We start from the raw sequence: 12,446 nt of genomic DNA on the forward strand, positions 1-12,446 counted from the left end.
TTGCAAACGTCGTGTATAGGCGAGACAGTCCATCGTTGGGGTCTGGCTCAGCCTCCTAAGCAGAAAGAGACTAGCCCATTGCTCATAAACGAACAAACTTCGAATAGGTTTTTTCAATTGTTTCAAGGGTTTCTTCGGTTACCTTCTCTTCCATCATCTCTCGATATATTCAGATGGTATAGGCGACATATTGAAATTGGTAAGAGCAAAGGTGTTTTTCTCGCCCATGGATCCTCCGGGTAGGTTATTGCGACACTTAGTTCAGCGCTTGAGGTTTTGTCACATATACGCATCTATTCCCTGATGGCGGGCCAATGCTAACTCAAGAGTGAGGAGATTTTTTCGAGCGCACGTATCTTTCCTTTGAGGCTTGACTCCTGTCGGGCTGCTAGATGGTTGAGGGGAAGGATTAGCCGCTGCACGTCAGAAAATCTTCCATACGTATCATAGATATAACGCTCGCTTTCATGCGCCTCTATCTCGCGTTTGAGCGCTTGCATCAGCTGAGTCAAATGCTCCCGATCCGTTTCAGTGATGCAGGGCGTCGCAATGGATGGCTTTTCCGGGAGCAGCCCTTTTGGCGGGCACTTAAGTTGTACATTTAGCTGTGTGGGCTTCTTGAGGACATGATAACGCTGATTGCGAGGTCGCTTTTCTTCATCAGCTTGCAGCCAACCCTCTCTGAGTAGACGCAAGACCTGAGCGTACAGATAGCGGCGTACAGATGAACGAGTTGCCTTGGGAACGATAGCATCGCCCAAATATATATCTCTTAACTCTCTGATAGTAAGGGATTTACATTCTGAGTGGTTTAAGATTTCGTGGAGGTTTCTATCGAGGAGGAATGACTTGCTCACGGTATGCCCCACCATAAATTTTAACGAATTGGAAGGTATTATAGTGCCTGCGAGCAATCGCAACAACACTCCATAGTCTTTCTTAAGAGGAGAGCCTATGGAAAAACTGTCGAAAGCTGTTGGAAATAGGATTCGTCAAGCGCGGGTTCAAAAGAGAATCAACCAAGATGAGTTGGCTTGGCGTGCGGGCCTGGAGCCGGCTTACATGGGACGAATTGAGCGAGGACACGCGAATATAACTATCGAAAAGCTGTATCTTATTGCCAAGGAGCTAGAATGTACGCCGCACGATCTTCTGCCCCATCCTGAAGAAGTGTCCTGTTTTCAATAGCGTTCCTTGACTGTGTTTGGGCCTTATCGATATTGATGAGGTTATCGGGCTGACCCACAGCTTTGCTGCCACCTCGGCCAACGTTGCCGATGTCACCATGCCAGGTCATCTAGTCCGGGAGGGGCAAGCAGGTAGACGGCGACATAGAAGGATATCCCTAATTCCCAATGCTGCGTCGCTGCCAAGCGCGGTACCCTCAAGAAGATGAGTGACAGCCCATGAAAATCTGTGTCGGTGTCCGATAACTAAGTTGCTTTCGGGGCGTTGCCTGTCACGGTTCGGGCAGGTTCTGATGCTTTCTGGGCAGGGGTGGTCTGCTCATTCCGGCGTGGATGATCGGTCTGCTCACCGGCCTCTCGCTGGAACGCCCAGGTGCGATGCAGCGGGTGGCCGTCCGGGAAACGATCATTAGACGGCCAATCCGAACATTGTCCGAAAACAGGCTTGTTTGATGGGTTAGTGGACAATAAGATAGGCGGACGGAATAACGGACAAAGGGGTGGCTAATGGCACTGATCGGCTATGCGCGGGTCTCGACAGCGGAGCAGGACACTGCCTTGCAGACAGATGCGCTTCGTAAAGCGGGGTGCGAGCGAATCTTCGACGATACCGTCTCTGGGGCCAAAGCTGATCGACTAGGCCTGATGGCCGCCCTGGAGTTTCTACGCGACGGCGATGTGCTGGTGGTGTGGCGACTGGATCGGCTAGGGCGTTCGCTGCCGCATCTGATCGAGGTGGTCAGTGCCCTGGAGGCCCGTGGTGTCGGGTTTCAGTCACTGACCGAAAACATCGATACCACTACGGCTGGTGGGCGGCTGATCTTTCATGTGTTCGGTGCCTTGGGGCAGTTCGAGCGCGACCTGATTCGTGATCGCACCAGGGCGGGGCTAGCCGCTGCCGCCGCTCGTGGTCGCAAAGGGGGACGCAAGCCCGTCGTCTCAGACGACAAATTGAAGCGGGCAAGGGATCATCTCGCCAATGGGCTGAACGTCCGCGAGGCCGCCGCACGAATAAAGGTCAGCAAGACGACCCTCTACGCTGCCTTGAAGGCTAGCCAACCCGGTTCATGAAATATCAGATAGATCTTTGCGCAATGTGGTGGAGTTCTTCAAAAGCTCAGGCAGCGAAACATAACGGCGGGCAGCAAAGGCCTGGGCGAGAATGGCTGCGGCCGCAGCTTCCCGATTTCCGATCAGCACGACCTGATCCACCGCACGGGTGATCGCAGTATAGATCAATGCTTGGTCGAGCAAGCGGGACTGACGAATCGGCACGATGACTCGCGAGAACTGTGAGCCCTGCGACTTGTGAACGGTGATGGCATAGGCGTGGCTGAGCGATTCAATCTGCGTCGTCTTCAGGGTGTACTCAATACCCTCGAAATCGACCCTACAGCAGTCACTCTCTGCATCTTCGACAGGTAACGCCTCAATGATCCGGCCCAAAGAGCCGTTGCGCAGCCCAAGGGGGTAGTCGTTCTTGGTGAAGATGACCAGATCACCAACCTTGAATGGCACGTGATCAAGTGACTTCGCGGGCACTACGCCGTGTTGCAAGTCGACGTAGCAAACTGGTGTGCCATCACGCCGATAGCATTCATGTAAGCGCTGATTCAGCTGTTTAACACCGCCATGGCCGCTGCGCGTGGCAGAGAGAATCTGAACGCTGTTGTCGGCGCCATTGCCGCCAAGCTCCTCGTAGAGCCTTGCTATAGCTTCATCGAGCGAATATTCTGAACATTCAATAAACGATACGCCGCTGCCTCGGCCTTGGTAGGCCGCGTACTCGGGAAGCGTATGCCCACGAACAGCCGAGGCAATAGGCAGAATACCGCTTGCATCTGACTGCCGCTTGACCACTTTCAGTTCCGTTTGCGCAATGGCCGGGTGACCGGCGAGTGCGTGCAGCACAAGGCCAGGGCCAATGGGTGGGAGCTGACTTGGGTCGCCGACCAGAATCAGTCGTGTGCCTGACGGGATGTGGCGCAGGAGTCGATAGAAGAGAATGGCATCCACCATCGACACCTCATCGACGACGACCACCGCATCGCTGCCGAGCTGTTCTTCGGAAACCCGCGCAAAAAAGGCGGCAATCGTACAGCTGTCTCGCCCGGTGGCCTCCTGCATGCGTTGTGCTGCACGCCCCGCGAGAGCAATCTGGTAGATGGCCACGCCAGGCTGCACGGCCTCCAGCGCTTCGTAGAGAATCTTGAGCACCGTGGTCTTGCCGGTACCCGCGCCGCCTAGAATTAAGCTGAGAGGGGCGCTCACACTGCACAGCACAGCTTGATGTTGCTCGGTAGAGAGCGCAAAGCCTTGGGCACGCTCATAATCGTTGATAGCCGCTTCTACTGCGTCGTGTTCGACCTCGCCAGCCATGAAGATTGACTGCTGTTGAGCCACTTCGCCAGCAGCTATACGCGAAAGGCGCTGGGCAATCTCAAGCTCGATCAGATAGGTGCCGGTCGGTTGGTAAAGGGCGTCCACATTGCGGTACTGACTGCTCCCGCCGACGGCCAACGCTTGCTCAGCCAGATCCGCGTCACCGAGCAGCGTCTTGAGGCGGCGTTTGACATCCTTTTCCGGCAGACAGGTGTGGCCCTCCTTGAGTCCTCGGTAAAGCGTTTCCTCAACCGCTGCCTCAAGTCGTCTCGGATCATCTTCGGTCACGCCAAACCGACACTGCGCCAAGGCATCCACCGTCTTCCAGCGCGCTTCAAAGCTGATCAGCGCATAGGGGTTGGCCTCGATCTTCTCTCGCGCCTTTTCGGCATAACAGTCGACAACCTTCTGGCCGATCCGTCGCGGCATGCCCACCTGGTCGAGCCAGGATAGCGTCTGCGTGACTTGGTGTTTCTCAAAGGCATGGCATAGCAGGTCCGCCGCCTCGGGGCTGACAACAGCGCTCAGAGCGTCTACGTCCTTCTGCTCGATGAGCGACACCAAATCAGGCCCGAAGCAGCCGTAGAGCTTCTGTGCCTTGACCTGGCCCACGCCTGGGATGTCCGGACACCCGGCTATCCAGGCGATGATATTTTTACCCGATGGCCGCAGCAGTTCGGCATGCGTCGCATCGATCTGCTGCTCTTGCTGGTAGGTGCTCAGCGCACCGCGCAACGCCCAGCGCTGGCCTTTGCCGGGGAAGGATGCGTCGGGGATAAGCGTCCAGCTACAGCGCGCAACATACCGCCGACCTTTGGTATCGACACCGGCCATGATGACCCCGCCGCGTGCCCCTCGACTCAGGACGGACGTGATGGTCAGCTCGACAAAGAGATCCGTCATGGCCGCACCATACGACCCGTCTGGGCGAGGTGATCATCGACCATTCGGTAGCGCTTGAGCTGCTCACGCAGCTCCAACACCTCTGCGCGTAGAGCGGCATTCTGTTCTTCGAGCGCCTTCACGCGTTGCTCGCTGCGGTTGTTGATCGTGATAATGCGCCGATCTACCGACGATGAGGCCGCCTCATCTTGCGTTTGCGGCGACTTCTCCCTCTTGCCGGGGGAAAGGATATTCTCTGCATTCAGACGCGCTTCCAGCGCCTCCAAGGCGGTTTTCACCGCTGGGTTCTGGCGCAGCACGGATTTGGCAAAGCCGCACTCGGCGGCGACCTCGGTGCGGTTGAGCTGGCCTTGACGGATGTAGTCGGCCCAGTCGCCAGCGACCTGTCGTTCTGCGGCCCAGGCCTCGAACTTGGCTATGTTTTCTGCGGCACGCGCTTGCCCGTTTGCCATCTTAGTCTCCTTCTTGGCCTAGTCACGGCGAACCTTGGGTAGTGGCGCCATTAGCTTCTGCTGAGACAGACCGGCAATGCTGGCGTGGTAGATGAATCGCTGGGCGACTTCAGCCATCTTTTCTAGCTCGGACCTGAGCGCGTCATTCTCTTGCTGTAGCCGCGCAATCTTCTTCATCGCATCCGGCATACTTTGGGGCCTTGGAGCGCCCTCGGCCTTGGCGATTGCGTCCTTTCGCTGCTTCTTCTTGGCTAGGTAGGCGTTCTTCAGTATTAGCTTACCGGAGAGTGCTTGGCGGGTCGGTGCATAGCCCAGGATGCTTTTCGAGGCGGTGCAGATGTTATCCCAGTTAAACGCCTCTTCCTGCGGCCAATCACGAATCATTTTTGCCATCTTATTGAGCTGTGAGTCGGTAATCGCCTTAGGCATCGTCTGGCTTCCTCAGTAGATCAAGGCAGGCCAGCAGCTCGTTGCCATACTCGATGCCCAAATCTTTCCTGTCCAGCAGCTTGACGCCCGCCGCTGCGGCCTTGTCCTCGACAAGCACCTGCTCATGGCTAAAGTCGGTGCTGTCTGCTAACTCGATCGGGCTACCATCGGGGATGTCCGCGTCGTTAAGGATATTTAGAAGCTGGGTCAGGCGTCCGATCTGCGGCTCTGCCACCTGCATCCAGCGCGAGGCGGCTCGTTCGCCGTTGTCGACAGCCGCCTTGGCTGCGTTGAGCGTCCGAACTAAGTGCTCTCGGTCTTTGACCACGGCGTCAACTGCCAGCCTGTCCCCTTTGCACATCAGTAACTCTGAGCAGTTGAGGCAGTCAGCGAAGCGGTTGCACGGCCCCGCGCGCCAGGATCGACGGCACAGCCCGTAGCGGCTCCTATGGAATGGCCCCTGGCTGTGAATCTCAGCTTCTTCGTCGGTGATTGGCTCCTTGTGGGTCTGCTCTTGCAGCATTCCTAGCAGGGCGGCGCCCTTGTTTGCCGCTTCCTGCGGGTCATCGTTCAGGTAGGTGAGCGTTTGTTTGGCGGAGGCCCGGCTGCTCCAAGTGGTGATCGTATCGATAGATACGCCGCTGCGCCGTGCAAGGCGGTTGAGCAGATGGCGCAGGCTGTGCGACTTGAGCTTCATTGCCTCATAGCCATGTCGGGTGAAAAAGCACAACAACTTAGCGCGCTTCCCAGAGGGTGCCGCCAGGCGCACCTTAAAATATTGCATCTTGAACGGGGCCAGCAGGACGGGGCTTGTGCTGCTACGAATACCAAACTGGAAGCGGCGAAAGCATAGTAATGACTCCGACATTTTGAGCGGCTTCTTACTCCTGCTGTCGACGGGTTCCTGATAGGGGAAGTGAGGATTCAGCTGGCGATGCTCAGCAAGAACGAGTTGCCAAAGGGAATCAAGCGTGAAGCCGGTAAGGGAGTAACTGCCAGTGTGCCTATGGATAAAGGTTGCACAGCTTTTCCGGTTTAGTAACCCTAGCGCCGCTGCCACCTGATCCCGCGTTAGCTCTTGATGATCGGAAACGTCCGGGCAGTTCTCGTGGCGATAGAACTTGGTTGGATTGCCTTCCATGTAGTGGGCCAGCTGGCGGCCCTCTTCTGTGATGTGTTGTAGCCGCTCCACAGCCACAACGGCGTTAGGCGCCATGGTGGCAGGAATTGCCTTGGGAACGAACTCCTTGATCTTCGGTGTCCAGTAGTTGAGGTGGTGCTGAATTTTGCCGTCCTTATCGGTTCCCTCGCGAAGGCAATCAACCCGCAGCCTTAGGGTCTCGCCTATGCGCATTGGTACGCTCAGCAAGAGACAAGTGATACTGGTGACCATCGTATCTACGTCTTCAAGCACTTGCGTGTGGCCACGCCCGAAGACCTCGGCGATTGCAAGCAGGGCATCCTGATCAGGAAGCTTGGCAGCTTTTATCTTTGCATCCGCGTAGCCGCCGTTGGCAAAGTCGTATGAGGCCGTGCCGACGTAGGGGTTCGCCCAGTAGTGTGCGCTGCTAGTCACGATGAAGAAGTCGGCGAGCGTTTTTAAAATGTTCAGCAGCTCACCGGCGATGAACTGTCGCCGTTTTTCCGGCCGTAGTTCAGCCATCGCGTGATCAAAATGGCGCTGATCTACCCTAGTGATATCGGGAATGCCGATGTCCTGTCTGAGCACCATTTCCAGGAAGCGCAAGGCTGACATTTCCCGATGGATGTTTTTGTGCGGTTTAAGCGTGTGGCGGTAACGTAGATAGGCCTTGGCGAATTCGACAAACGCCGGATGCATCAGTTGATGCTGTTCAGGCGTCTTTGTTGGATGCAGGGTACGGTGCTCATGATTGGTGAACCTTATGCTCTTGTTTAGTACGGGCCATCGGTTGCTTTCCCAGGAGAAACCAGTCTGGTCGTCCCAAAGGGTTAGGTGATCCCTGGATAGCGTGATCAGGTTTTGTAGGTTTTTCTGTGCCGTCAACTCTTTCTTAGGTGTGAATTGGATGATCTGTGCCATTAGACAATCCCCAACTCTCTCTTGCGGGCGTTGCATCGGTCGATGCAGTTCTTCACCGCGAGGATATCGGCTGAGAGGTCAATGGGCACAAGTAAATCTCTTGCCCCACCAATTCGCAACGCCTGGTTCTCTTCTTCCTGCCTAATCTTCAGCGCTTCAAGCACTTCTTTGTGTGGGGCGGACACCAACGGTTCGAAATGGCGGCAGCGGTAGCAGGGGATCGGTACAGAGGTGGTGGCACAAAAGCTGTGCTTGCCGCAATTGCCGACGTTTTTTAGTTCGCCGTTCTTGGCAAATTCAAGGCGGCTTATCGGGTCGTTGCTGCGACTGGCTTGCTCTTCGCTATCGATTAGTTTACCAGCGAAGGCCATCGCCAGCGGCATCAGAGTCGGTGCCATCGCTTCGTCAAGTTTACGAGCATCTTCGGCTGGGTCGTTGTAGTACGCCCGAAGGCTTTTCTCGTTCGTATGTCCCAGCCAATGTGAGAGCACGTGTAGGAGCACACCTTTACGAGCCAGTTGGCGAGCACGGGTGTGCCGGAGTCGTGTTGCACTAACGACGAGTGGCCGACCGGTGCGGTGGCTAAGGGGTGGTTCGATATCTCGATGTGAATTAGGCGTCCAGGCTAGGATCTGTGAAATCCTAAGGGGTCTCATATGGAATAGGTGATGGTCGAGATTACTGCGCCAATCAACACGATATTGACTTGTCAGTTCGTATTTAGCTCTTTCTATGCGGCCAGCGGACGCAAATACCGGCAGCTTCTGAAGCTCCGAGTCGGATAGATGAATATCAAGCTGAAACTCGACCATTGCTTGGATCTCATTACGCTGAATCTCGAACAGGTTCCAGAGGTGGCCTGGAAGAGGGTGGTGCTCGAACTTGCTGTCGCGAAATCCGGTTTCGGCGCCCATGTCCTTGCCGCCAGGAAAGCTTACCACTGGCCCGCTCAGGCCCGAGCTATCGTCAGAGGCAGCGTTTCGGACGTCTTGGAACTTTAGGTGGGCAATCTGTATTGGGCGACGTGCGTACTGCATTGAGAGCAGCGTTATGAGAGTACGGCTCGTTGAGAATAGACCGTCCTCGTAGTTGCGCCAGACGCTGGCAAGCAGCGCCTCGTATTCCTCATCGCTCAGCCAGCTTTTCTCAGGGTCGTCTGACAACACATTATTGCTATAGACTGCACGGCTCTTTATTTTTATAAGGAGTTGTAGGGCCTCATCGCTGATCGCTTGTGGGTTGCGGGCTTTCCAAAAAACAAAGAATCTCTTGATAGTTCCGATATTGAGTACGAATAACGGGACTTTCAAGGTTTGCGCAACCCAAGATGTATCGAAGGCGCTCACGGGAAAGTGCTTCAGAGATTTACTAATCGCACACATGAGGCTAACAAACCCTGTTTGCGCATAGTCACCCTTAGCCGAAAAATCAAGCGCCGCCTGCTTAAATGACTCTTTTTGGGCGAGGTCAAACTTCGAAAGCGCCTTTGTCATATTCACGCCCCCGTATCCGATTCGGCGAAATGTATCCTGCTCCCAAATGAAATCCGAAGACGGTCTTTCAGGGCGTTGTGTTCGCAGAAGCTCGGCGTCGGTGTTGGGACTTTCTTCCTGTGCTGGATTCTTGGCCATTTTTATTACCCCTTTATGGTGTCCGACGCGATACGACTACCGACCTCTTTGGCTTGCTCTTGGATGTATCGTTGGTTATTGAGCAAAGACATATTACCCCGCTTCTCACTGTCTGACGCGATACGCCTACCGACCTCGTTGGTCTGCTCTTGAATGTGTCGTTGGTTGTAGAGCAAAGACATGGCAGAATTGGGCGCCCAGCCCATCAGCATTCCGCGAATGGCGCGTTCGGTTTCAAAATCCCCCCCCTCCTTGTCCGCCTCTTGTGAGAACCTGTAGTTCCAGTCGTGGCGAAGCAGGTGAGGGTGCAGCGACTCCAGTGCAGGAAATGCCTCTTTTAGCTTGTTTAGCGCAGAGTTAAATCCGGTTTCGGTAACTGGCTTGCTTTGAAAGCGCCCTGCGCGGTGGTTAACGAACAGGAAATCACTATCAGTACAGGGTCGCCAGTGATCCCGGTAAGCCATAAGCTGCTGCTCAGCTTCAGCAGAAATGCTCACGCTACGCCCAAGGGTCTTCGCAACCGGCTGTCTCACCCGAGAGTCGAACGCGTCGTGGTGGTTGCGCTCGATCTGTAACTGGGCGCTTTCGCCACCGATAGCTTCTACAAAATTGCTGAGCTTAAAGCTCAGCAGCTCGCCACGACGCATGCCTGTCTCATAGAGGATTCGCAGCATGATGACGTTCCTCATACGAGGTCCCTTGTCAGCATTTTTCTGCACCCCTTGGAGCGGATCTGCGAACAGCTCAAGCAATGCTTCCGTTGTCTCATTCGGTAGTCGCATGGCGAGGATACGCTGATTATTGGCTGATTTTGACCCGCGCTTGCGTGCGACCGCTGACATTAGGGCGTTGTGCTGCTGATCGATAGCGGCTTCGACATCAGCGTTTATGCCGGTGATTACCTCGTTCGTTAGCCAACGCAAGTACTTGGCCGTGCACACAATGTACGTGTTGGCCTTGTGGCGGCTGATGACCTCTCCATTGCGGCCTTTGCGGCTAGCGGAAAGGTGCCTTACCAAGCCATCGATTTCGAACTGGCGCAGGAATTCTCGGCGCTGGAAGCGCGCCACCAGATCAATTTGCTGATTTGCCTCCCACTCACACAAACGCTTGATCGCCTCTAGATACACTTTTTGCGTCTCATGGGTAACACAAGGGCGTACCGAACGGGCGATGTAAGCTGTTGGATAGTACAGTGGGAAGCCGCCTGTCTCTGCATCGTAGATCTGCGAGAAGCGCTCGCCATCGGCGGCTATGAAATGTTTTATTGTATAGGCCATGTTTACATAATAGACTAGTGTGAAAGGAATGGAAGTCGCGATTACACTTTTTTACGAGCAAGGCGCGGCTATAGGTGATGTTTATGGTTTATAAAACAATAGCTTGCATAAGAGGCGCGTGTTATGAGTAGACACTTTTCAGGTTACCGTACCGTAATACTTGACACAGAAACCACCGGCATTGACCCGCGGTCCGGCCATCGTTTGGTGGAAATCGGGGCGGTAGAAATGGTCAATCGGCGCTTCACTGGCCGAACGTATCATCAGTACATCAATCCCCAGCGTGATATCGGCCCGGAAGTGGTGGCGGTGCACGGCATCACCAATGAAAAGGTAGCCAATGAACCGGTATTCGCTGACGTTGCCGAGGCGTTTCTGGATTTCATTCGTGGTGCGGAACTGGTCATTCATAACGCGCCTTTTGACGTAGGCTTCATCGATCATGAGTTTACCCTGCTAAGCCAACGTCCTGGTGCGCCGGCACTAGGCTTGGTAGCGCAGCACTGTGGCGTGCTGGATACCCTCGTCATGGCTCGCCAGAAGCACCCTGGGCAGCGCAATAGCCTGGATGCCTTGTGCAAACGCTATGACATCGATAATGGGCACCGGGTCTTGCACGGCGCGCTGTTGGATGCCGAGATTCTCGCCGATGTCTATCTGGCGATGACCGGTGGGCAAACCGCACTGACGCTTGAAGCGAGTACCGCCGCGCAGCAGGCGCCCGTCACCGCAGCCAACCAAGGGCTTGCCATTGAGCGTTTGAGTATTCCTGCCGGGCAGCTTCGCGTGATACGTCCAACGCAGCATGAGCAGGCTGCGCATCTGGCTAAATGCGATACCAACGGGATTGATTGGCCGAAAACCGAGCTCCGCGATGCTTAAACGCATTATCCCCAGTCTGGAAACGCACGGACGCGTGATCCGGCTTGCCCGAGGGAAGGTCGCTCCCGCTTTTGTACCAGAAAATGAAAACCTGCCGTTTTCTCCCTTGCAGCCGGCACAGCCATGGACGCCTACGCTGCAACCGTTATGCTACTGGCATGACGAACCTGTTGCACTGAGTCTGGAAGATGCGCCGGGAGACGACTGGATTGATGGACGGCGTTGGTTGGCGCAACTGCCCGAGTCCTGGTTCGGGTTGGTTTCCACTGCCCTGCAGGTCGCTGCCTGGCTGGAAAATCATCGCTTTTGCGGGCGCTGTGGCGAGCCTTCAAACAAGCTGGAGGCGGAATTTGCCATGCATTGCTACGCATGCGGGCATCGTAATTATCCGCGGATTTCCCCTTGTATCATCACCTTGGTGACTTGTGGCGAGGCAATGCTACTGGCACGCAGTCCGCGTTTTCAAGCGGGGCGCTATTCCACGTTGGCGGGTTTTATCGAGCCAGGCGAGGCGGCTGAAGAAGCCGTGCACCGGGAAGTGTACGAAGAAGTGGGGATATATATTGATCAGGTTCGCTATTACCGTAGCCAGGCATGGCCGTTTCCGCATTCTTTGATGCTGGGCTATTTCGCTGAAGCGACCACACGAAGAATCCGTATTGATGGCGTCGAAATCAGCGATGCTGCCTGGTTTTCCCCTCGGCAATTGCCTATTTTACCCCCCATCTTTTCGATTTCCCGGGAATTGATCGAAGTTCATCTCAATCGGTGGGCAGATAATACAGAGCTACAAAAGTAGCCCTGCTCCGCGCAGGGCATGTTTTCGCTTTCAACGACTCTCTCACTCGGAGGGAAAAAGCTGGGTAAGCTGAGTGGCCAGCATGACATTGCCGGTTGCCTTGAGCTTGCCAGTCATGAACGCGGTCATGCCGTTGACATCACCACTCATGATACCTTTGAGCGTGTCGGTGCTAAGGCGCAGGCTGACCGAAGGGTCTTCGTGTTCGCCTTCGTTAATATCCAAGGTACCGTCCTTGACTACCAGATAATGGCTGTCGGCATCGGTAAAATGAAACTGAAAAACCTCATCCATATTGGCGGCGGCTTGCGGATTGAAGCGAGCTTGCAATTTTTCCAGGGTGTTGGTTGACATCGTTACACTCTCTATCTGTCTGGTAGTTTTAGTGGGGAGCACCGATAGGCGGTGACAGGGGCTTGTGCGAGGTTATTTCAAACAT

Annotated in this window: 12 protein-coding genes and 1 pseudogene; 5 read left to right on the forward strand and 8 right to left on the reverse strand. The window is 55.1% G+C overall.

What is annotated here, in order from left to right; genetic code table 11:
• Positions 1–317 precede the first annotated feature (317 nt).
• Positions 318–872: a VspR family transcription factor gene (locus GPM19_RS10200; RefSeq protein ID WP_503658109.1), complete on the reverse strand. Its 555-nt coding sequence runs from the start codon at positions 870–872 to the stop codon at positions 318–320.
• 82 nt (positions 873–954) lie between these two features.
• On the opposite strand from GPM19_RS10200, the gene GPM19_RS10205 reads away from it, so the two are divergent.
• The 3 genes and pseudogenes from GPM19_RS10205 (at position 955) to GPM19_RS10210 (ending at position 2,258) form a co-directional block, all read left to right on the forward strand.
• Positions 955–1,188, forward strand: coding sequence for a helix-turn-helix domain-containing protein (locus tag GPM19_RS10205; RefSeq protein WP_160418927.1), 234 nt, complete (start codon positions 955–957; stop codon positions 1,186–1,188).
• A 25-nt stretch (positions 1,189–1,213) separates the two neighbouring features.
• Positions 1,214–1,407, forward strand: a pseudogene (locus tag GPM19_RS15410) (IS5/IS1182 family transposase); the annotation flags it as partial.
• 287 nt (positions 1,408–1,694) lie between these two features.
• Positions 1,695–2,258: a recombinase family protein gene (locus GPM19_RS10210; protein ID WP_160418928.1), complete on the forward strand. Its 564-nt coding sequence runs from the start codon at positions 1,695–1,697 to the stop codon at positions 2,256–2,258.
• Here GPM19_RS10210 and GPM19_RS10215 read toward each other — a convergent pair.
• From GPM19_RS10215 to GPM19_RS10240, 6 genes are read right to left on the reverse strand one after another with little or no spacing between them, the layout of a single operon-like run.
• Positions 2,253–4,472: an AAA family ATPase gene (locus tag GPM19_RS10215; RefSeq protein WP_160418929.1), complete on the reverse strand. Its 2,220-nt coding sequence runs from the start codon at positions 4,470–4,472 to the stop codon at positions 2,253–2,255. The genes GPM19_RS10210 and GPM19_RS10215 overlap by 6 nt on opposite strands.
• Positions 4,469–4,924 carry a VPA1267 family protein gene (locus tag GPM19_RS10220; RefSeq protein ID WP_160418930.1) on the reverse strand — a complete coding sequence of 152 codons (456 nt, stop codon included), beginning with the start codon at positions 4,922–4,924 and terminating at the stop codon, positions 4,469–4,471. Before GPM19_RS10220 ends, GPM19_RS10215 begins: the two co-directional genes overlap by 4 nt.
• A gap of 18 nt (positions 4,925–4,942) precedes the next feature.
• On the reverse strand, positions 4,943–5,353 hold the full coding sequence (locus GPM19_RS10225) for a hypothetical protein (RefSeq protein ID WP_160418931.1): 411 nt from the start codon (positions 5,351–5,353) through the stop codon (positions 4,943–4,945).
• The gene (locus GPM19_RS10230) at positions 5,346–7,415 is read right to left on the reverse strand and encodes an integrase (protein WP_160418932.1); all 2,070 of its coding nucleotides are present in this window, start codon (positions 7,413–7,415) and stop codon (positions 5,346–5,348) included. Before GPM19_RS10230 ends, GPM19_RS10225 begins: the two co-directional genes overlap by 8 nt.
• Entirely contained in the window at positions 7,415–9,046 is a 1,632-nt protein-coding gene (locus GPM19_RS10235) for a site-specific integrase (RefSeq protein ID WP_160418933.1), read from the reverse strand. Before GPM19_RS10235 ends, GPM19_RS10230 begins: the two co-directional genes overlap by 1 nt.
• 5 nt (positions 9,047–9,051) lie before the next feature.
• On the reverse strand, positions 9,052–10,326 hold the full coding sequence (locus GPM19_RS10240) for a tyrosine-type recombinase/integrase (RefSeq protein WP_160418934.1): 1,275 nt from the start codon (positions 10,324–10,326) through the stop codon (positions 9,052–9,054).
• Positions 10,327–10,449: 123 nt separating this feature from the next.
• On the opposite strand from GPM19_RS10240, the gene dnaQ reads away from it, so the two are divergent.
• Both dnaQ and nudC read left to right on the forward strand, forming a co-directional pair.
• Entirely contained in the window at positions 10,450–11,208 is a 759-nt protein-coding gene (gene dnaQ / locus GPM19_RS10245) for a DNA polymerase III subunit epsilon (protein ID WP_160418935.1), read from the forward strand.
• Entirely contained in the window at positions 11,201–12,007 is an 807-nt protein-coding gene (gene nudC / locus GPM19_RS10250; protein WP_160418936.1) for an NAD(+) diphosphatase, read from the forward strand. The genes dnaQ and nudC overlap by 8 nt, the downstream gene beginning before the upstream one ends.
• Before the next feature lie 42 nt (positions 12,008–12,049).
• Here the strand turns inward: nudC and GPM19_RS10255 are convergent, their stop codons facing one another.
• A complete protein-coding gene (locus GPM19_RS10255; RefSeq protein ID WP_160418937.1) occupies positions 12,050–12,361 on the reverse strand; it encodes an SCP2 sterol-binding domain-containing protein in 312 nt (103 codons plus the stop codon).
• Between the last annotated feature and the right edge of the window lie 85 nt (positions 12,362–12,446).

The sequence above is a fragment of the Vreelandella zhuhanensis genome (assembly GCF_009793355.1).
GTDB lineage: Bacteria > Pseudomonadota > Gammaproteobacteria > Pseudomonadales > Halomonadaceae > Vreelandella > Vreelandella zhuhanensis.